The organism is Nocardia sp. NBC_00508 (assembly GCF_036346875.1).
Lineage (GTDB): Bacteria > Actinomycetota > Actinomycetes > Mycobacteriales > Mycobacteriaceae > Nocardia.
Window position 1 is genome coordinate 3,417,946 of record NZ_CP107852.1, and the last position, 20,789, is coordinate 3,438,734.

A 20,789-nucleotide genomic window follows, 5' to 3' on the forward strand; every position below is an offset into this window, starting at 1 on the left:
TTCGATTGCCCACTATCCGCCCCTCTTACAAGATCAATAGATATTCGTAGATTTCTCTGACCCAAGAGCCCTACCGGTGAGTAACAAACTCTCCTACACTCGGATGTGATCCTGATCACGCCCGAGGGAGGACACCATGGCGACAGCCGCGAAAGTCGACGCCACCGAAGAACAGGCCCGCGCACTGGTCGAGGAGTCCCGCGAAACAAGCTGGGTCAAGCCCTCATTCGCCAAGGAGATGTTTCTAGGACGGTTCCGGCTCGATCTGATCCATCCGTACCCGCAGCCAGGCCCCGAGGACGCCGCGCACACCGAGGCGTTCATGGCCCGGCTACGGACGCTGTGCGAATCCATGGATGGAGCGGTGATCGAAGCCGAGGGCCGGATTCCGGACGAGTACGTCAAAGCCATGGCCGAACTCGGCTGCTTCGGCCTGAAGATACCGCAATCGTATGGCGGCCAAGGACTTTCCCAGTTCGGGTACAACCGTGCGCTGATGCTGGTCGGCTCGACGCACCCGAGCCTCGGCGTCCTGCTCTCGGCGCACCAGTCCATCGGCGTGCCCGAACCACTGAAGCTGGCGGGCACCGCCGAGCAGAAGGCGGAGTTCCTGCCCCGCTGCGCGGCGGGCGCGATCAGCGCGTTCCTGCTCACCGAGCCCGACGTAGGGTCCGACCCGGCTCGAATGGCGAGCACCGCGACGCCGACCGAGGACGGCGAGGCCTATGTGCTCAACGGCGTCAAACTGTGGACCACCAACGGCGTGGTCGCCGAACTGCTGGTGGTGATGGCGCGTGTGCCGAAGAGCGAGGGGCATCGCGGCGGCATCTCCGCGTTCGTGGTGGAAGCCGATTCGCCGGGCATCACCGTGGAGCGGCGCAACTCGTTCATGGGACTGCGCGGCATCGAGAACGGTCTGACCAGGATGCACGACGTCCTGGTGCCGAAGCGCAACCTGATCGGCCGCGAGGGCGATGGGCTCAAGATCGCGCTCACCACGCTGAACGCGGGCAGGCTGGCGATTCCCGCGATGTGCACCGCTGCCGCGAAGTGGTCGCTGAAGATCGCGCGGGAGTGGAGCGCGCAGCGGGTGCAGTGGGGCAGGCCGGTCGGCGAGCACGCCGCCGTCGGTCAGAAGATCTCGTTCATCGCCTCCACCACGTTCGCCCTGGAAGCGGCGCTGGACCTGTCGGCGACCATGTGCGACGAGGCGCGCAACGACATCCGGATCGAGGCGGCGCTGGCCAAGCTGTGGGCCAGCGAGATGAGCTGTGCGATCGCTGATGAACTCGTGCAGATTCGCGGCGGACGCGGCTACGAGACGGCGGCCTCGCTCGCGGCCAGAGGGGAGCGCGCTGTCCCCGCCGAGCAGTTGGTGCGCGATCTGCGGATCAACCGCATCTTCGAAGGCTCCAGCGAGATCATGCGGCTGCTGATCGCCCGGGAGATGGCCGATGCGCACATGGCGGCCGCTGGTGCGCTGGTCGACCGCAAGGCCGAGTTCAAAGACAAGGCGAAGGCGGCGGTCGGCGCGACCGGCTTCTATGCGAAGTGGTTCCCACAGCTGGCCGTCGGGGCGGGCACGGTGCCCGCGGCCTACACCGAATTCGGCGTGCTGGCGCGTCACCTGCGGTTCGTCGAACGCAGTTCGCGCAAGCAGGCCAGGTCGCTGATGTACGCGATGGGGCGCTGGCAGGCGGGCCTGGAATACCGGCAGAACTTCCTCGGCCGGATCGTCGACATCGGCGCGGAGCTGTTCGCCATGTCGGCGGCCTGCGTGCGCGCCCAGGCGTTGCGTACCGCAGGCGCACCGGAGGCCAAGGCCGCCGAGGAGCTGGCGGACACCTTCTGCAGGCAGTCCCGGTTGCGCGTGCGCAAGCTGTTCGACGCGCTGTGGGAGAACACCGACGACGACGATCGCACCGTCACCCGCGGCGTGCTCGACGGCCGCTACCAGTGGCTGGAGGAAGGCGTGCTCGATCCGAGCGAGGGGACCGGGCCGTGGATCGCGGAGTGGCAGGTGGGTCCGTCGACCGAAGCGAATCTCTTGCGGCCGTTCCTGTCCTCGACCCGCAGCCGCGCGGAGACGTGATCGAGCGGAGAGCCACTGTCGGCACGGTCGGGAGTGCGGCGACCGACCGTGCCGACGGGCCGACGCTCGGGCACTATTCGGCAGTATCGGATTATCCGTAGAACATGGCAGATTCTTCCGACGACCGAGCGGCATCGGGCTGTCTACCGAAATCTAGCGTTGGACCAATCATTTCGTAGATTTTCCTGGCGAGTGCGGTCGCGACCATCGGATCGATCGGCAGCCTCGGTTGGGCAACGTGTACATAACGGCAGGTATGGGCCGGTAACGACGCGGAAAATCCCACCGAAAAGAGGGCAAGAAGCGCCGACCAGGCCCCTCGCCCACAGGAGAGTGCCATGTCAACGACGAGCGCCCGCCGCGCCGCCGACTACGACGGCCATCGCGTCACGGTGTCGGCCGAAGACGGTGTCCCGCTCGCGGTCCGCGTCTTCGGCGCCGATGACGCTCCCGCGGCCGTGGTCTTCGTGCACGGCCACTGCCTGCGCACCGAATCCTGGTCCTACCTGCGCGATCAACTGTTGCGGCAGTGGGGAAGCGACACCAGGATGGTGTTCTACGACCACCGCGGCCATGGTGAATCCGGCGAGGGACATCCGTCGAGCTACACCATCGATCAGCTGGGGCACGACCTGGACGCCGTGCTGCGGACGGTTGCCCCGACCGGCCCGGTGATCCTGGTCGGCCACTCGATGGGCGCGATGGTCGTGCTCGCCTACGCCCGGCTCTACCCGGAGGCCATCGGCACCCGGATCGCCGGCGTCGGCCTGCTGGCGGGCGCGGCCAACGGCATCACCGAAGTCGGACCGGCCCGCTTCCTGAACCGGCGCGCGGTGAACTCGCTGCAGGCAGCCGTGACCAGGGCCCCGCGCATGATGCAGGCATCCAAGCGGCTGACCCGCCACGTGGTCGCGCCGATCCTGCGTGAGGCCGGCTTCGGCACCAGGAAGGTCAACCCGCGCATCGCCGCGCTGGCCACCGCGATGTTGAACGACACCCCGCTGCTGACCATGTCCAGCTTCCTGCATTCGCTGATCACCTTCGACGAAACGGCGACCTTGCACCGCCTCGGCGCCATCCCAGCGCTCGTACTGGCCGGTTCGGCGGACATCCTCGTCCCGTTCGCGCACTCGGTGGCGCTGGCCTCCCAGCTGGCCGGTTCCGAACTGGTGCGGCTGGAAGGGGCCGGGCACAGCGTCATGCTCGAGCGGGCCGAAGAGGTCGCGCTGTCCATCGTGGAGCTCGTCGAACGAGCCTTCGCCGCGGTCCGCACGCCAGCCGACTACGCCGCCGCGAGCTGACCGCCAGGCAACTATTCGGCAATCGCCGAATTTCGACCGCACACGAGCCAGAACCGGATTCTTTCGGTACTGTGTTGTAGATCACGTTGTGTGGTGGGTCACACAACTCGATGGCACGCGGACCCGAGGCAGATCGGCAAACCGCGTCCTAGCCGCCGAGTTCGCATGTCCGCCAGGGAATACAGGAGGTATCGATGACACGCAGCGAATTTGCGGAACTACGCTACGCGGTCGGCCAGCTCCGGCAATCCATCGGCGTACTGCGCGACCACTACGGCGACGCCGGACCCGTGCGCCGGCTGGAGAACGACCTCGAGCGCCTGGTCATCGACGCCGATGAACTCGAGCAGTCACCGCCTCCGGAGGTGCGGCGCGAGGCGCAGGACGTCATCTATGTCCCGGACAGCAAGTCCGACGAGGCTGCCTGGATGGGCGCGCAGGACGAGGGGCTCGGCTTCCACTCCCGTCCGCGAACCAAGTAGGACGCCAACGCTGAATTCGCGGGCCCAGCGGTAACCGGAGCGGGCCCGCGAATCGACGTGCGCGGCGGATCGAGATACTCGCGTCCTGCGCACGGTTCCGACACAGTTCCGGAGGGGTTGCCCGCCAACCCTCGGCCCCCGATTCCCTCGCGTGCAGACGCCCGAACCCCTTCCGGTTCAGCCGAGTTCGACCTGTTTGCGGTCAGTTCACCGCGTGCGAGCGCCAGCCGGCCCGGATCTGGATGTGGCGCAAATCACTGGCATCTCACCCGGCTCGTATTGCCGCTACCCTGCTCACGCCATAGCAGGGGTGTCGTATGGTGCTCAGCATCACACTCGATTGCGGAGGTAACGATGGCCACCCGCACACAAGATCAGCGAGGCATCCCAGTGAGTGCCGCACCCACTGCCGCCCCGGACACGGGCACCGGCGTATTCAGCAGAACAAGAGCCCGGATCTCGGCGCGCACGTTGCGCACCGACCGATGGTGGATCCCCCCACTCTTCACGGTGCTCGGACTGGCCGCCTTCGTCATCTACGGCGTGATCAGATCGTATGTGCGCACGGCATATTGGGTTCCGGACTACCACTACCTGACGCCGTTCTACTCGCCGTGCCTGAGCACCTCGTGCGTCGAGGGTTCGAGCCACTTCGGCACCCTGTTCGGCGAGCTGCCCGCGATTCTGCCGCTCGGGTTCGTGGTGCTGCCCTTCCTGCTCGGCTTCCGTTTGACCTGCTACTACTACCGCAAGGCCTACTACCGGTCGGTGTGGTTCTCCCCGCCCGCCTGCGCCGTGGCCGAACCGCACGCCAAGTACACCGGCGAGACCAGGATGCCGCTGATCATCCAGAACGCGCACCGCTACTTCTTCTATGTGGCCCTGGTGGTTTCGGTGATCAACACCTACGACGCCATCGCGGCGTTCCACGGCAAGACCGGCGGGTTCGGTTTCGGCCTCGGCAACATCGTTCTGCTCGGCAACGTGATCTTGCTCTGGGCCTACACGCTGTCCTGCCACTCGTGCAGGCATATCGCAGGCGGACGGCTCAAGAACTTCTCCGCGCATCCGGTGCGCTACTGGTTCTGGACGCAGGTCTCCACATTGAACACCCGGCACATGGCGCTGGCCTGGACCACCCTCGGCACGCTCGTGCTCACCGACTTCTACGTCATGTTGGTTGCCAGCAACACGATTTCGGACCTGCGGTTCATCGACTGACCGCCTCACTGAGGAGTTCTCTGCATGGCAGAAGTAGAACGGCACAACTACGACGTCGTCGTGATCGGAGCGGGCGGCGCGGGACTGCGTGCGGTGATCGAGGCCAGGGAGCACGGGCTGTCGGTCGCCGTGGTGTGCAAATCGCTGTTCGGTAAGGCACACACCGTGATGGCCGAAGGCGGCTGCGCCGCGTCGATGGGCAATGCCAACGAAAAGGACAACTGGCAGGTCCATTTCAAGGACACGATGCGAGGCGGCAAGTTCCTGAACAACTGGCGCATGGCCGAATTGCATGCGCAGGAGGCGCCCGACCGGGTGTGGGAACTGGAAAGCTATGGGGCCCTCTTCGATCGGACTGCGGACGGCCGGATCAGCCAGCGCAATTTCGGCGGCCACACCTACCCGCGGCTGGCCCACGTCGGCGACCGGACCGGCCTCGAGATCATCCGCACCATGCAGCAGAAGATCGTCTCGCTGCAGCAGGAGGATTTCGCGGAGACCGGCGACTACGAGTCGCGCATCAAAGTATTCTCCGAGTGCACCATCACCGAATTGCTCAAGGACGGCAACCGGATTTCCGGCGCGTTCGGCTACTGGCGCGAATCCGGTCGCTTCGTCTTGTTCGAGACCCCGGCGGTGGTACTGGCGACCGGCGGCATCGGCAAGTCGTACAAGGTGACCTCGAACTCCTGGGAGTACACCGGAGACGGGCACGCGCTCGCACTGCGCGCCGGCGCGACGCTGATCAACATGGAGTTCCTGCAATTCCACCCGACCGGCATGGTCTGGCCACCCAGCGTGAAAGGCATCCTGGTCACCGAAGGCGTGCGCGGCGACGGCGGGGTGCTGAAGAACACCGAGGGCAAGCGGTTCATGTTCGACTACATTCCGCCGGTCTTCAAGGGGCAGTACGCCGAGACCGAAGAAGAGGCCGATCAGTGGTTGCGCGACAACGATTCCGCGCGCCGCACGCCGGACCTGCTGCCGCGTGACGAGGTCGCCCGCGCGATCAACGAGGAGGTCAAGGCGGGCCGCGGCACCGAACACGGCGGCGTCTACCTCGATATCGCCTCCAGGATGCCCGCCGACGAGATCGTGCGGCGACTTCCCTCGATGCACCACCAGTTCAAAGAACTCGCGGACGTGGACATCACCAAGGAGCCGATGGAGGTCGGTCCGACCTGTCACTACGTGATGGGCGGAGTCGAGGTCGATCCGGACACCGGCGCCGCCACGGTGCCCGGCCTGTTCGCCGCGGGTGAGTGTTCCGGCGGTATGCACGGGTCGAATCGGCTCGGCGGGAATTCCCTGTCGGACCTGCTGGTATTCGGCCGCCGGGCCGGACTCGGCGCCGCCGCTTACGTGGAGGGCCTCGCCGACCGGCCATCGGTCTCCGAGGTCGATATCACGAATGCCGCCAAGGCCGCCCTGGCGCCCTTCGATCCCGCCACGGACGGCGAGAACCCCTACACCTTGCACACCGATCTGCAGCAGTCGATGAACGATTTGGTCGGCATCATCCGCAAGGAACACGAAGTGCGCGAGGCGATCGCTAAGCTCGACGAGTTGCGCGACCGGTTCCGGCACGTGACCGTGGAGGGCCACCGCCAGTTCAACCCGGGCTGGCATCTCGCGCTCGATATGCAGAACATGCTGCTGGTCAGCGAATGCGTGGCCCAGGCCGCGCTGCTGCGCACCGAGAGCCGTGGCGGGCACACCCGAGACGATCACCCGTCGATGGACCCGGACTGGCGCAACAGGCTGTTGGTCTGCGCGGTGGATCCCAGCACGTCGGGCGACCCGATCCCCACTGTCACGGTGACTCGCAAGGATCAGGAGCCGATGCGGCCGGAGCTGCTCGCCCTATTCGATCTAAGCGAGCTCGAAAAGTACTACACCCCGGCGGAACTCGCCGGGCACCCGGCCGCAGCCGGGAATTCGACGGAGCGAGAGGCGTAACGATGGGTTACGACGCCAAATTCCGCGTGTGGCGCGGCGATCTCGACGGCGGGCAACTGCACGACTTCACCGTGCTGGTGAACGAGGGCGAGGTGGTGCTCGACATCATCCACCGGTTACAGGCCACGCAGGCGCCCGACTTGGCCGTGCGCTGGAACTGCAAGGCAGGCAAGTGCGGTTCCTGTTCGGCCGAGGTGAACGGCCGGCCGCGTCTGCTGTGTATGACGCGGATGTCCACCTTCACCGAGGACGAGGTGATCACGGTGACGCCGATGCGCACGTTCCCCGTGATCAAGGACCTCGTGACCGATGTGTCCTTCAACTATGAGAAGGCAAGGGAGATCCCGTCGTTCACGCCGCGCGCGGATCTGAAGCCGGGCGATTACCGGATGCAGCAGGTCGACGTGGAGCGTTCGCAGGAGTTCCGCAAGTGCATCGAGTGCTTCCTGTGCCAGAACACCTGCCACGTGGTGCGCGATCACGAGGAGAACAAGACAGCGTTCTCGGGGCCGCGTTTTCTGATGCGCATCGCCGAATTGGAGATGCATCCGCTGGATGTCGCCGACCGCACGGACCTGGCGCAGGACGAGCAGGGGCTCGGCTTGTGCAATATCACCAAGTGCTGCACCGAGGTCTGTCCGGAGCACATCAAGATCACCGACAACGCGCTGATTCCGCTGAAGGAACGGGTCGCCGACCGGAAATACGATCCGTTGGTCTGGCTGGGCAACAAGCTGTTTCGTCGGTAGTACGCCGCGGACGACCGGCCGGGAACATCCCGGCCGGTCGGCGCACCCTACAGCATTGCCACTACACCAAGGGCCACGATCCACACCAGCAGCCCGACGAGCAACGCCGTCAGGAGCGAGCTGGTGAGGATGAAGACACCGACCGCCGACACCGCGAACAGCAACGCGACGATCAGCCATTCCACCCAATCGCCCGGCCGTAGTTTCCGGTACCGGGGATGGGAACTCTTGAGCCCACGGTCCACGAAGTATGACTACCCGTAAACGGTCGCGGCAAACGTGGTTTTGTTGTCGAATCTGTGTCATTTCGTGATCTTCAGTGCAATTTCAATCACATTTCGAGACTCGACCTGGGGATTTGACGAGGCATGCGGCTGCCTCGCCTTCGCTCGGCCCGGCACGGGGGCGACCGCCGGACTACGTCCGGCTGTGCCTGTCATACGGCGGACCCGGCAGCTCCTCGGTCGCCGCCGGGCCGCGCGATGACTACTTCGGACGGTCGAACTCGCCATCGTGCACGCCTGCGGTGAAGGCGGCCCATTCTCCCGGCGTGAAAATCAGCACCGGCCCATCGGGGTCCTTCCCATTGCGTAGACCCACATGCCCATCGGCGAGCAGGGCGACTTCCACGCTGTCGTTACCGGGACCTTCCCCGGCCTTCCTCCAGGTGGCCCCGGCCAGATCGACGTTCGCGTTGTCTTGGATGCTCACAACGTCACCTCGCCGACGCTCGCCGCCGTGCCCATGGCGCGTTGTGTCGATGGTTCGCTCGCAAGCTCGCTCACGACATGAACTCCTTCGCTATCTAGCAGAGCAGAGGTCTACGGACTGAAATTCTCACTACACCGCGCTCGACGCGCGCCCGATCGTACCGCCGCCGCCACCACTGTCAGGCGTACAACCGGGGTCATCTCTGGGCACGCCCGAGCAGCACCGATGCACCGCACGCACAACGCTTGTCCTCACCGATGGCGCCGGGCCGGGTCCGCCCACGCGCGTATGGCCTCGACCACCACCCGACCGGAAGGGCGAAAATTTTTGCGCGGCGGCACTATCCAGCGGCGGATCGCGCCGACCGACGCCGTGGGAGACGGCAACGCGATCGTCGATCCGGTGCGGGCGACCGACACATCCAGCCGGAACAGCTCGGCGAACAGTCGCGAATCGCTTTCGGGCAGATCCGGAGTGATCAGGAACGTCCACCGATTCGAGCGGGGATGCGCGAGGATCGGGCCGAGCGGGACGCTCCTGCTCTGCATATGCGCCTTGACCGCTTGGCCCAAGCTGCTCGGCATCGTCAAAGCCCACACCGACCCGGCGCGCATTACTATCCGGCCGAGTTCTGGAGGGTCGACAACGGCGGGCAGATCACACTCCCGTCGATAGAACTGGCACCGGGACCGTGGCGTATCCCCAAGTGACATCTGATCCATTGACAACCCCCTGCTGGTTCGACAATGTGCGCCAGCCATGCCGAACCCTCGCGGCTACCATCGGCGCTGTACAGCCGATGCACCGGTGCGGGATCAGGGCGGTGGCCCAGTGTGGCGCGGCTACCTCTAGTTTTGCTCTATTCAGCCTGGGAAGAGCGGATAAAGAATGGGCAAAACTGGGGAAAATGAACGACGCCGCTTCGCGGATCGCTGGGGAAAGACCCGACTCAGTGCCAGCTGTGGTCGGTGAGGGGAGTGCGGGGGCCGAACTTCGGTTTGTGAAAATGGCCGCTGATTTCGAGCAGGCGGATCGCCCGATAGCGGTGCGGGCGTAGCGGCTCCAGGTATTCGACCATCGCGTCGTCATCGAGCGGGCGGCCCAGCAGACTCCAGCCGACCGCGGCGGCCAGGTTGTAGTCGCCGACCGACAACGCGTCCGCGTCGCCGAAAGCCCGCTGCGCGATCTCGGCGGCCGTCCACACCCCGATGCCGGGAACGCTGCGCAGCATGCGCGCAGCCTCGGCCGGGTCCACCCGCGCCGCACGCTCGAGCGAGTCGGCAACCCTGGCCGCGCGCACGATGGTCTGCGCGCGCTGCGGGCCGACGTTCGCCCGGTGATAGGTCCAGGACGGAATCCGCCGCCAGGTATCGGCGTCCGGTGGCAGCTTCAATCCCTCCGGAGCTGGACCGGGTGCGGATTCGCCGAACTGCCGCACCAGTTTTCGCCACGACGCGCGCGCGGAGATGCTGTGCACTTTCTGTTCCAGCACGGCGGGCACCAGGGCCTCGAAGACCAGACCCGTGCGCAGCATACGCAGACCGGGAAAACGACGGTGCGCGTCGACGAGCTTCGGATGATCCGGGGCGAACGCCGAGAGATCCTCCGCCAAGCACAGCATGCGCTCGAGACCGTCGAGGAATTCCGCCGCGCCTGGCCCCCAGGCGCAGGCCTCTACCGCGCACGGACCGGACTGGGTCAATCGGTAGGTGACCGGCCCGGTCGGCAGACGGGAGGCGTGCCAGTGCGCGCCGTCAGGAGTCATGCGGTGACATGGGTCGCCGCTGCCCCGGCCGAGTGGAGCGAGGGTGCATGCCAGATCGATCGGCTGATCCGCCGTCACGGTCCGGCCCGCGCCCGGCTCTGCCATCACAGTGCGCACCCGCTCATTCTGCCCGGTGCGGCGCGTGGGACGGCGTGTCCCCCTCTGTGTAACGCAGCGGAGAGCAGGGCGATACTGATTCCGATCGGCAAATAGCTGGCAGTCGCCTTGACGGAGGTTCGCTGATGATCACCAACGTGCTCAACTGGTTGCTCAACGCCTGGGGCGGTGTGTTCGCAGGTAGCTCGGGCTACCAGATTCCGCCTGGCACTCTGCCGTTCGGCAGCTGAGCGGACGGCCTACTCGCGCCGATCCCCCCGGCAGGCATGCGAAAGATTCACTGCCCCAGGAGAAATTGGGCGAGATGCCGACCTCGTCGCCCGGCCAGGGCAGCGGCCTGGGTACGACAGGAGAAGCCGTCGGCGAGGATGACCGCGTCCTCGCCCGCGGCGCGTAGGGCGGGCAGCATGCCGTTCTCGGCCACCGCGACCGAAATGTCGTAATGGCCCGTTTGCATTCCGAAGTTTCCCGCCAGACCGCAGCATCCGGCGATTTCCGTGACGAGCACGCCCATACTGGCTAACAGTTGGCGATCGGACTCGAACCCGAGTATCGCGTGCTGGTGGCAATGTGGCTGGACCACCACGGACTGTCCGGTTCGCGCCGGTGGGCGCCAAGTCGGCTGCTCGGCGAGGAATTCGGCGAGCGTGCGCACCGCAGCGGCGGTCGTGGCCGACCTGGGGTCGTCCGGCAGCAGTTCCGGTAAGTCCGCACGCAAGACCGCTGTGCAGGAGGGTTCCAGTCCCACGACGATGCCGCCCGCGGCGACGTGTTCCTCCAGTGCGGCCACGGTGGCGCGCAGTCGTGCGCGGGCACCGTCGAGCTGCCCCGTGCTGATCCAGGTGAGCCCGCAGCAGACGCCGCGTTCGGGAATGCGGACGCGGTAGCCCAGTGCGGTGAGCAGCCGCGCCGCGGCCAGCGCGATCTCCGGATCGAAGGCGTTGGTGAAGGTGTCGACCCACAACATCACCTCGCCGGAGCGGGGCACGGCGCCCGGTTGCTCGGGTGGGTAGGCCGACTCGGCGAGCAAGGCGCCCTCGTCCAGGTCACGCCAGATCCGGCGGAAGGTGCGCTCGGCCAGACGTGGCACGTCACGGCGCGGGTCGATGCCCACTGCCCGCAACCCGGCGCGACGCAGCGCGGCACGACCGGCCAACGCGTTGACCACGCGCGGCATCCGAGTCGCGACGGCCAACCACCGAGGCAGCCAGCCCAGCGAGTAGTGATCGATCGGACGCAGCCGACGACGGTAGCGGCGGTACAGCGTCTCCGACTTGTAGGTGGCCAGGTCCACCCCCGCCGGGCAGTCCGTCCGGCACGCCCGGCACGACAGGCAGAGCTCGAGCGACTCGGCGACGGCCTCCGACGACCAGGGCAGTGCGCCGCGCACCACCTCCTGCAGGACCCTCGCCCGCCCGCGTGTGCTGTCCTTCTCATCCCGAGTGGCCTGATAGGACGGGCACATGAAATCACCGTCGGCGCGGCACTTGCCGATGCCGACGCAGCGATGGACCGCAACACCGATATCGCCATCGTCGTGCGGGAAGGCGTAACCGTTCGACGCGCGGACCCGGGGCAGCCCGGCGAGCCGCAGATCGGCATCGATCGGACGCGGTGCGACGAGCACACCGGGATTCAGCACGTCGCCGGGATCGAACATGGCTTTGTACCCGGCGAAGGCCTCGAGCACCGCGGGGGAGTACATCACCGAGAGCAGCTCCGAGCGGGCTCGGCCGTCGCCGTGCTCGCCGGAGAGCGAACCGCCGTGGCGGACCACCAACTCCGCGGCGTCGAACAGGAAGGCGCGGAAGCGCCGCGGTGCGTCGACGATAGGGAGATCGAGACGGACGTGGATGCATCCGTCGCCGATGTGCCCGTAGAGCAACCCGTCCACGCCATGGTCACGAGTCAGCGCGGCGAAATCACGCAGGTAGGCGCCGAGCCGGTCGGGCGGGACGGCGGCGTCCTCCCAGCCGGGCCAAGCCGGGCGGCCGTCGGCTGTGCGCCCGGCCAGCCCGGCGCCGTCGGCGCGGATCTGCCAGAGGGCGGTGGCCGTACCGGGATCGGTGACGATCCTGCTGTCGAGTGCGCCCGCCGTCCGGCACAACCGCTGTGCGACAGCCACCGCCTCGGCCTGCGTCGCACCGGAGGTCTCCACGAACAGCCATCCTCCGCCTCGCGGCAGGTCGGGGACCAAACCCCGGTGCGCCCGGACGACATCGACCAGCCGCGCGTCGATGCCTTCGACCGCGATCGGCGCGCAGGCCATCACCGCGGCCACATCATCGGCCGCGGCGGCGATGTCGGGGTAGCCCAGCACCGTGAGCACGGTCGCCGCGGGCAGCGCGACCAACTCGACCGTGGCGTCCAGCAACAGACCGCAGGTGCCCTCGCTACCGACGAACGCCTTGGCTGCCGACGCGCCGCGCTCGGGCAGCAGATGCTCCAAGCCGTAACCGGACGCCTGGCGGTCGAACCGCCCCAGATCGGTGCGCAATACCGCCAGGTGCGCCCTGGTGAATTCCGCGAGGCCCGGTACCGCGGACAAATCCGCTGCCAGCGTGCGCTCGGTGCCGGTGCCGTCCAGAATGCGCACTTCGCGCACGCTGTCGGCGGTGCGGCCCCAGGCGACCGCTCGCGGTCCGCAAGCGTTGTTGCCGATCATGCCGCCGAGCGTGCAGCGGTTCTGCGTCGAGGGATCGGGTCCGAAGCGCAGCCCATGCGGCCGGGCCGCGCGCTGCAGCTCCGACAGCACGACGCCCGGCTGCACCGTGACGACGCGCACCTCCGGATCGATCGCGCCGATTCGGTTCATGTGCCTGCTGAAATCGAGCACCAGCCCGGGCCCGATCGCGTTGCCCGCCACCGAGGTTCCGCCGCCGCGCGCGGTCACCGGCAGGCCGTGGTCGCGGGCGAATTCCAGGGTGGCCGCGACGTCCTCGCCGGTGCGCGGGAAGACGACCGCGGCCGGGCGAACCCGATAGTTCGACGCGTCCGAGGAGTACTCCGCGCGACGGCGCTCGGATGTGTCGACCTCACCCGCGACCATGCCGCGCAGTGCCGCGATCCGGTTCTCGGTCACCTCGCCAGCTTAAGTGGCTGCCTCGCCTTCGCTCGGCCCGGCGCCGACGGACTCTGTCCGGTTCTGCGACAGCCTCGGCTTCGCCGTCCCGGCACGGCGCGCGGGACTGCGGCTAACGCCCGTTGGGCGGTGGCTGGTTTCGCTGTCGGCGGAACCGGTGCGTGTCCGGAATCGACTTGATCTCAACCAACGTTGAGGTCTTAGTGTCGGTGGCCAGGTCTTTGATGGGGCGTGGAGCGAGAGGGAGAGCAACGTGAGCATCGAATCGGTGGCGTGGAGTCAGATGTATCGGCGAGCGAACGCGCCACGGGAACAGCGCCCGTTCCGTCTCGCCACCGCCAAGCGCATCATCCGGTTCGCCACGCCGCATCGCCGCCGGATCGGCGCGTTTCTGCTGTTCAGTGTGGTGTCGGCGATGCTCGCGGTGGCTACGCCGGTACTGGCGGGCCGGGTCGTCAACGACATCGTCGGTGGTTCGGCGCCGCGGGTCGTGGTCATCCTCGCGCTGGTGATCGGCGTGCTTGCGGTGTTCGACGCCGGGCTGGGGCTGGCGATTCGCTGGATGTCGGCACGCATCGGCGAGGGATTGATCCTCGACCTGCGCACCGCCGTTTTCGACCACGTACAGAAGATGCCGGTCGCGTTCTTCACCCGGACCAGAACCGGTGCGCTGGTCAGCCGCTTGAACAACGACGTGATCGGCGCCCAGCGCGCGTTCAGCGACACTCTGTCCGGCGTGGTGGCCAACCTGGTGACCCTCGTGCTCACGCTCGGCGTGATGGTCAGCATCTCGTGGCAGATCACATTGCTCGCGCTGGTGCTGCTTCCGGTGTTCGTGGTTCCGGCGCGCCGGATGGGCAACCGCCTCGCCGACCTGCAGCGGGAAGCGGCCCGGTTGAACGCGGCGATGAGCACCCAGATGACGGAGCGGTTCTCCGCGCCGGGCGCGACGCTGGTCAAGCTGTTCGGCCGTCCGGAGCAGGAGTCCGACGAGTTCGCGCTGCGGGCGCGCCGGGTGCGTGACATCGGTGTGCGCACCGCGATGCTGCAAACGGTGTTCGTCACCTCGCTCACGCTGGTGTCGGCGCTGGCCATCGCCTTGGTGTACGGGCTGGGTGGCTGGTACGCGCTGCGCGGGCAGTTGGACGCGGGCGCGGTTGTGTCGCTGTCGCTGTTGCTGACCAGGCTGTACACGCCGCTGACGGCATTGGCCAGCGCTCGGATGGAGATCATGGCCGCGCTGGTGAGCTTCGAGCGGGTCTTCGAAGTGCTCGACCTGAAGCCGCTGATCGAGGACGCGCCGGACGCGAAGCAGGTTCCGGCGGGCCCGGTTTCGGTGGAGCTGGATGAGGTGAGCTTCAGCTACCCGTCGGCCGACAAGGTGTCGCTGGCCTCGCTGGAGGACGTGGCGACCCTGGACACCCGCGGCGGGGTGGAAGTGCTGCACGGCGTATCACTGCGTGCCGAGCCCGGACAGCTGATCGCCCTGGTCGGCTCGTCAGGCGCGGGCAAATCGACCATCGCACAACTGGTTTCCCGCCTCTACGACGTAGACGGGGGCGCGGTGCGGTTGAACGGCACCGACGTGCGCGAGCTGAGCGCCCGGTCGCTGCGGGAGACGGTCGGACTCGTCACCCAGGACGGACACCTGTTCCACGACACCATCCGGGCCAACCTGCTGCTGGCCCGGCCGGAAGCGAGCGAGGACGAACTCTGGGACGCGCTGCGGCGTGCGCGGCTGCGCGACCTGGTCGCCTCGCTGCAGGACGGGCTGGACACCGTGGTCGGCGAACGCGGCTACCGGCTCTCCGGCGGTGAGCGTCAGCGGTTGACCATCGCGCGTCTGCTACTGAAGCAACCACACGTGGTAATCCTCGACGAGGCAACGGCGTCGCTGGACTCGACCTCAGAAGCCGCTGTGCAGGCGGCGCTTTCCGAAGCTCTGGACGGTCGAACCGCGCTGGTGATCGCACACCGCTTGTCCACGGTCCGCGCCGCCGACCAGATCCTGGTGCTGGAGGACGGCCGAATCGTGGAGCGCGGCACGCACACGCAGCTGCTGGCTGCCGACGGCCGGTATGCGGAGTTGTACCGGACCCAGTTCGCCGACGAACCCGTCCCGGCCGCGGCCTGATCGATCCGCTGACCCGGCGCTCATCGCCGGGTCAGCGGTACCGGGGGTCAGGGGGCGGGCTGATTCGCGGAGCAGGTGATGTCGGTGGCCGGAAGCGTCCCCGCACCGAAATAGGCGTTGATCGCATTGTTCACACAGTTGCTCAGTTCGGGCCGGAACGTCATGTGAATGCGCACGTCCTGCAGCGTGACCATCCGCGACTCGGACAAATACTGATGCAGTCGGACGCCGTGGGCATAGGGGGTCCGGGGATCTCCGGTCGCCTGCACGATGAGCGCGGGAACCGAATTCCGGACGACCGTCGGAGGTTCGACGGGCCGAGGCCAGAAGGCGCACGGCTGGATATTCCCGGCCAGCGCGCCGAACACCGGCTGCGTGGCACGGGTCTCTTCGATGTTGCGCCAGTACCAGGTCGGATCGATCGGTGCGCCGACATCGCCGCAGGCGATCTGTGCCAGCGCCGAGTTCTCCTCGTCGCGCAGCGCCTGCACGATCGCGCGCAGCCGTGGCGTGCGCGACGTCGTCGGCGGACCGCCCGCCGCGTCGGCGATCTCCCGCACGGTGGTGGCCATCGCTTCGTTGAGCCGGAAGTTCGTCAGCAGGGAATGCAAGATGAACGGCAACCAGTGATCGTTGATGGCGAATCCATCGATGACGATCGGTTGGCGTGCCGCGATCCGGACCAGTTCCTCGATCTTGGCTCGCACCTGCTGCGGAGTCGCGCCGAGCCGGAATTCGCCATCCCGGACGGCAACCCACGCGGCCCAGTCGTCCAGCGCGATTTCGTCCGCCGGACCCCAATCCTGGACCAGGCCCGTCCAATACCGGTCCGGATCAATCGCGCTGTCCAGCACGATCCGATCGGTCCGCTCGGGGAACATCTGGGTGAACACGGCGCCGAGGTAGGTGCCGTAGGACAAGCCGTAGAAATTGAGCGTGCGCTCACCGAGGGCTGCTCGCACGATGTCGATGTCCCGCGCGGTATTGCGCGTGGTGAACTGCCGCAGCATGATCGGATCACGAATCAGGCAGGTAGCGGCCATTACCCCGGATTGAACGGTGTCGTGGGCGAACCCGAGCACATCCAGCCCCGCGGACCGAACCATCTCGCCGACCGGCCATCCGCACCGCGGGCTCCGCCCGGACGCGCCGACTCCGCGTGGATCCATGCCGATCAGGTCGTGACTCGCCAGCACCTCTGGTGACAGCACGTCACCGAGCAGATCCACACTGTCCAGGCCCTGTCCACCGGGGCCACCCGGATTGGACAGCAGAATGCCCCGCCGCCGTGCCGGGTCCCCGGCCTTCACCCGCGAAATCGCCACGGTCATCGTGCGGTCCGCGGGCCTGCTGTAGTCGAGCGGCACCAGGACATCCGCGCACTCGCCACCTGCCTTGTCCAGATTCTCGACACCGCATGGCTTCCACTCGAGCCGCTGGTGATAGAACCGGTCCAACTCGATGGGGTGCGATTCCTCAACCGGCTCCGCATGGCTATAGGCCGGCACAGTCACCAGCACGGATACCGCTACTACCGATATGGAACGCCAGAACAGCTTCGCTGACAACAGACTTCGCCTCTCGACGGGAGCGAACACGCAGGTTGTTGCGCAGTGAACCGTATCGGATCAGGGCAGCGGTGGTGGCAACCCACTCCCACTCGCGCAGAGTCGTGGCTTGCGGTCAGGTGTTGCGGCGCGCCTCGAGCCCGTCCAGCACGCGGTCCAATCCATAGCGGAACTTCCGCTCGCGCAGTTGTTCCGGGTCCTGGTCCCAATCCTCCTGGACTCGCGGAAACTCCCGCGCTGCCTCTTCGGCGGCCGGCCGCAGCTCGGCGATCCACTCCTTCTCGGTCTTTCCGCTGCGAACCAGCAAACTCAGATATGCCGCCTCGGAGATGCCCATGCCGACCACGTAGCTGATCACCGTGCCGATACCGTCACTCGCCTCGTCGACGGGAAAGCCGCCCGCTTCGAACAGCCCCACCATGCGGTCGTTGAGCCGCATGACGTTCGGGCCCAGGTACGACAGCCCGACCTGGCCGAGCGTCGAAGCCATCCACGGGTGCCGCAGGATCATCGCGCGCAGGCTCAGCGCACACTCTCGGGTCGCCCGCCGCCACTGCGCCGGGTCGTCGATCTCGGGAACGCTGATCTCGCCGTAGACCTCGTCGACCACCAGCTCGATCAGCTCGTCGCGATTGGCCACATGGCGGTAGAGGGAGGTGGCGCCCGCATTCAGCCGGGCGCCGAGCTGGCGCATGCTCAGCGCCTCCATCCCCTCGGCGTCCAGCAGCGCGACCGCCTCGGCCACGATCTGTTCCCTGGTCAGGGCCGGTTGTTCCCGGCCGCGCCTTGGGCGCGTCCACACCGAACCCACCGGCTGTTTCTCCGCGGGCATGACCACTCCTTCCGTCGCCACCAGCATAGCGCACGATGTTCGCACTTGCGTACGGCAAATTTCTATGCGTACATTGTTCGCAAAACGAGAACGACGTGCGCAACTCTGCTGGAAGAGGTTTTCCGATGAACGCGACCCGCGACCCGAAACGCTGGTGGATCCTGATCGTGCTGTGCCTCAGCACGCTCGTCCTGGTCATCGACAATTTCGTCTTGGCCGTGGCGGTCCCGCCGCTGGCCGAGGATCTCGACGCGACGGCCCAGGACATCCAATGGATTCTGGACTCCTACATCCTGGTCTTCGCGGGCCTGCTGCTCACCGCGGGCAGTCTGGCCGACCGGTTCGGCCGCCGCCGGGTGATGATCGTCGGCCTCGCCCTGTTCGGGCTCGCCTCACTCGGGGCGACGATGGCCACCAGCCCGATCGAGCTGATCGTGGCGCGTGTCGTGATGGGTGTCGGTGGCGCGCTGGTGCTGCCGAGCACGCTGTCGATCCTGATCACGGTGTTCGACGACGCGGAGCGGCGCAAGGCGATGAGTTTCTGGAGCGCCGCATCGGTGCTCGGCCTGGTCGGCGGTCCCGTGCTCGGCGGGGTGCTCATCGCGCACTTCTGGTGGGGCGCGGCGTTCTTGATCAACATCCCGGTCGCGGTGCTGGCGATCATCGCAACACTGACCCTCATGCCCGAATCCAAGGGGCCGTGGACGACCCCTGACCTGCCCGGCGCCGTCCTGTCCATGGTCGGCATGACCGCACTGGTGTGGACCATCATCGAATTCCCCAAGGGCGGCCTCGAGCACGCGAGCACCCTGATCACGCTGACCACCGCCGTCGTCGCGCTGATCGCGTTCGTGATCTGGGAGCGCCGCGTCGCCCACCCCATGGTTCCGCTGGATCTGTTCCGCAACCGCGATTTCAGCGGCGGCAGCCTGTCGCTGACCCTGGTCCAGGTGGCCAACGGCGGCCTGCTGCTGGTGCTGACCCAGTACCTGCAATTCGTGCTCGGCTACTCGCCGACGAAAGCGGGCTCGGCGTTCATTCCGATGATGATCGCGTCCATCGTGTGCAATGCACTCGGCGCCGGCCTGGGCGGCAAGGTCGGCAACCGCACGCTCGCCGTCACCGGCATGCTGGTCTCGGCCGTCGGGCTCGGTCTGCTGGCCGGATTGTCCGCGCACAGCGACTTCGGCATGCTTGCGCTCGCACTCGTGGTGCTCGGCGCGGGTGCCGGCTTGGCACAGCCCGCCGCGATCGCCGCGCTGATGGGCGCGGTTCCGCAGGAGCAGGCCGGCGTCGGCTCCGCGCTCAACGACACCATCCAGCAGGCGGGCGCCGCCCTCGGCATCGCCGTGCTCGGCAGCATCCTGTCCAGCACGTTCACCGCCGGCATGCCGGACTCGGCCGCGGAACCGGCCAAGCGCTCGATCACCGACGCACTGGCCCTGGCCGCGCGGACCGGCGACACCGAACTCCTCGCCACCGCCAGGGATGCGTTCAGCACCGCGATGTCGACCAGTTTCCTGGCGGGCGGCGCGGGCATCCTGGCCGCGGCGATCGTCGCCCTGTTCATCATGCGCAATACCGAGACCGAGCCCGCGGAGCAGGCCGGTAGGCCCGCGGCGGTAGAGGTGCCGGCCCGGTAACGCGAGACATCACGGCTGAAGCCCCGGCTCGATGATTCGAGCCGGGCTTCGGCGCAGCTACCGCAAAGCCTGCCCCGGCGCGGGTACCGATTCGCCGTTGCCGATCAGAATTCTCCCGCGACGCCGAGAACAGTTCGGCCCCTGTGGCTACCGTCCAGGATCGAGCGCAGCACCCGCTCCGCCTCGGTGACCGGCGCGTAGCTCTCCAGGGCCGAAAGATGCTGCGGACGAAGCTCATCGGCGAGCCTGGTCCACAGCTCGGCACGCCGCTCGATGGGCACGTTGACCGAATCGATGCCCAACAGCGCGACCCCGCGCAGGATGAACGGCATCACGGTGGTGGGCAGCTCGGACCCACCGGTAAGACCGCTGACCGCGACCGCGCCGCCGTAGCCGATCGCGCTGAGGATGTAGGCGAGTGAAGCACCGCCGACACTGTCCACCGCCGCGGCCCAGCGCGCTTTGGTCAGCGGCCGCAGCTCGGCGGTCGGGTCCGCTGGCAGCCGCCCGATCACCTCGTTGGCGCCGAGTTCGCTGAGCAAATCCTCCGCGTCGGTCTTGCCGGTCGAGGCGATGACCTCGAAGCCGAGGCGCGAGAGGATGTCCACGCTCACGCTGCCGACGCCGCCGGTCGCGCCGGTGACCAGCACCGGGCCGTCGTCCGGGGTGAGTCCGCGGTCCAGCAGGGCCTGCACGCTCAGTGCTGCGGTGAAGCCCGCGGTGCCGATCGCCGCGGCGTCGCGGGTGTCCAGCTGACCGAGCTCGACGATCCAGTCGGCGGGCACTCTGGCGTATTCGGCGTAACCGCCGTTGTGGGAGACACCGAGTTCGTACCCGTGCGCGATCACCAGGTCGCCCGGGGAGAAATCGTCGACGGAGGATTCGACCACCTCGCCGGTGAGGTCGATGCCCGGCACGATCGGGTAGCTGCGGACCACGCCGCCACCCTTGGTGATCGCCAAACCGTCCTTGTAGTTCGCGCTCGAGTAGTGCACTTTGATCGTCACATCGCCCGGCCCGAGAAATTCCTCGTCGACCTGCTGCCGGGCCAGGACGATCCCGCTGTCCGATTCCTGTGCCACCATCGCCCAGAACTCCATGCCGACGAGCATACGAGTGTCCGGACGGGTCCG

Annotated in this window: 16 protein-coding genes; 8 read left to right on the forward strand and 8 right to left on the reverse strand. The window is 67.2% G+C overall.

Annotation, left to right across the window (positions count from 1 at the left end; translation table 11 throughout):
• The first annotated feature begins 136 nt into the window (after positions 1-136).
• The 6 genes from OHA40_RS15240 (at position 137) to OHA40_RS15265 (ending at position 7,804) form a co-directional block, all read left to right on the forward strand.
• Positions 137-2,092 carry an acyl-CoA dehydrogenase family protein gene (locus tag OHA40_RS15240; protein ID WP_330233698.1) on the forward strand — a complete coding sequence of 652 codons (1,956 nt, stop codon included), beginning with the start codon at positions 137-139 and terminating at the stop codon, positions 2,090-2,092.
• 338 nt (positions 2,093-2,430) lie between these two features.
• Positions 2,431-3,393, forward strand: a complete 963-nt coding sequence (locus OHA40_RS15245; protein WP_330233699.1) for an alpha/beta fold hydrolase — start codon at positions 2,431-2,433, stop codon at positions 3,391-3,393.
• A 194-nt stretch (positions 3,394-3,587) separates the two neighbouring features.
• On the forward strand, positions 3,588-3,875 hold the full coding sequence (locus tag OHA40_RS15250; protein WP_330233700.1) for a hypothetical protein: 288 nt from the start codon (positions 3,588-3,590) through the stop codon (positions 3,873-3,875).
• Positions 3,876-4,265: 390 nt separating this feature from the next.
• A complete protein-coding gene (locus tag OHA40_RS15255) occupies positions 4,266-5,096 on the forward strand; it encodes a hypothetical protein (RefSeq protein WP_442944005.1) in 831 nt (276 codons plus the stop codon).
• Positions 5,097-5,120: 24 nt separating this feature from the next.
• On the forward strand, positions 5,121-7,055 hold the full coding sequence (locus tag OHA40_RS15260; RefSeq protein ID WP_330233702.1) for a fumarate reductase/succinate dehydrogenase flavoprotein subunit: 1,935 nt from the start codon (positions 5,121-5,123) through the stop codon (positions 7,053-7,055).
• A 2-nt stretch (positions 7,056-7,057) separates the two neighbouring features.
• A complete protein-coding gene (locus OHA40_RS15265; RefSeq protein ID WP_330233703.1) occupies positions 7,058-7,804 on the forward strand; it encodes a succinate dehydrogenase/fumarate reductase iron-sulfur subunit in 747 nt (248 codons plus the stop codon).
• 47 nt (positions 7,805-7,851) lie between these two features.
• Here OHA40_RS15265 and OHA40_RS15270 read toward each other — a convergent pair whose 3' ends face one another.
• The 5 genes from OHA40_RS15270 to OHA40_RS15290 all read right to left on the reverse strand — a co-directional run bounded on the left by OHA40_RS15270 (position 7,852) and on the right by OHA40_RS15290 (position 13,446).
• Positions 7,852-8,049 (reverse strand): hypothetical protein, encoded by a 198-nt coding sequence (locus OHA40_RS15270; RefSeq protein WP_330233704.1) that lies wholly within the window; start codon positions 8,047-8,049, stop codon positions 7,852-7,854.
• A gap of 241 nt (positions 8,050-8,290) precedes the next feature.
• Complete coding sequence (locus OHA40_RS15275; protein ID WP_330233705.1) at positions 8,291-8,515, reverse strand: DUF397 domain-containing protein; 225 nt, start codon at positions 8,513-8,515, stop codon at positions 8,291-8,293.
• 251 nt (positions 8,516-8,766) lie between these two features.
• On the reverse strand, positions 8,767-9,099 hold the full coding sequence (locus OHA40_RS15280) for a hypothetical protein (RefSeq protein ID WP_330233706.1): 333 nt from the start codon (positions 9,097-9,099) through the stop codon (positions 8,767-8,769).
• Positions 9,100-9,464: 365 nt separating this feature from the next.
• Positions 9,465-10,385 carry a DNA-3-methyladenine glycosylase family protein gene (locus tag OHA40_RS15285; protein WP_330234188.1) on the reverse strand — a complete coding sequence of 307 codons (921 nt, stop codon included), beginning with the start codon at positions 10,383-10,385 and terminating at the stop codon, positions 9,465-9,467.
• Between the two features lie 289 nt (positions 10,386-10,674).
• A complete protein-coding gene (locus OHA40_RS15290) occupies positions 10,675-13,446 on the reverse strand; it encodes an FAD-binding and (Fe-S)-binding domain-containing protein (RefSeq protein WP_330234189.1) in 2,772 nt (923 codons plus the stop codon).
• Positions 13,447-13,732: 286 nt separating this feature from the next.
• On the opposite strand from OHA40_RS15290, the gene OHA40_RS15295 reads away from it, so the two are divergent.
• The gene (locus tag OHA40_RS15295; protein ID WP_330233707.1) at positions 13,733-15,613 is read left to right on the forward strand and encodes an ABC transporter ATP-binding protein; all 1,881 of its coding nucleotides are present in this window, start codon (positions 13,733-13,735) and stop codon (positions 15,611-15,613) included.
• Between the two features lie 47 nt (positions 15,614-15,660).
• On the opposite strand, the gene OHA40_RS15300 is transcribed toward OHA40_RS15295, so the two are convergent.
• A complete protein-coding gene (locus tag OHA40_RS15300; RefSeq protein ID WP_330233708.1) occupies positions 15,661-17,133 on the reverse strand; it encodes an alpha/beta hydrolase in 1,473 nt (490 codons plus the stop codon).
• A 163-nt stretch (positions 17,134-17,296) separates the two neighbouring features.
• Positions 17,297-18,013: a TetR/AcrR family transcriptional regulator gene (locus OHA40_RS15305; RefSeq protein ID WP_330233709.1), complete on the reverse strand. Its 717-nt coding sequence runs from the start codon at positions 18,011-18,013 to the stop codon at positions 17,297-17,299.
• 125 nt (positions 18,014-18,138) lie between these two features.
• Here OHA40_RS15305 and OHA40_RS15310 point away from each other — a divergent pair, with 125 nt between their 5' ends.
• Positions 18,139-19,656: an MFS transporter gene (locus OHA40_RS15310; RefSeq protein ID WP_330233710.1), complete on the forward strand. Its 1,518-nt coding sequence runs from the start codon at positions 18,139-18,141 to the stop codon at positions 19,654-19,656.
• 104 nt (positions 19,657-19,760) lie between these two features.
• Here the strand turns inward: OHA40_RS15310 and OHA40_RS15315 are convergent, their stop codons facing one another.
• On the reverse strand, positions 19,761-20,756 hold the full coding sequence (locus tag OHA40_RS15315; RefSeq protein ID WP_330233711.1) for an oxidoreductase: 996 nt from the start codon (positions 20,754-20,756) through the stop codon (positions 19,761-19,763).
• Positions 20,757-20,789: the final 33 nt, after the last annotated feature.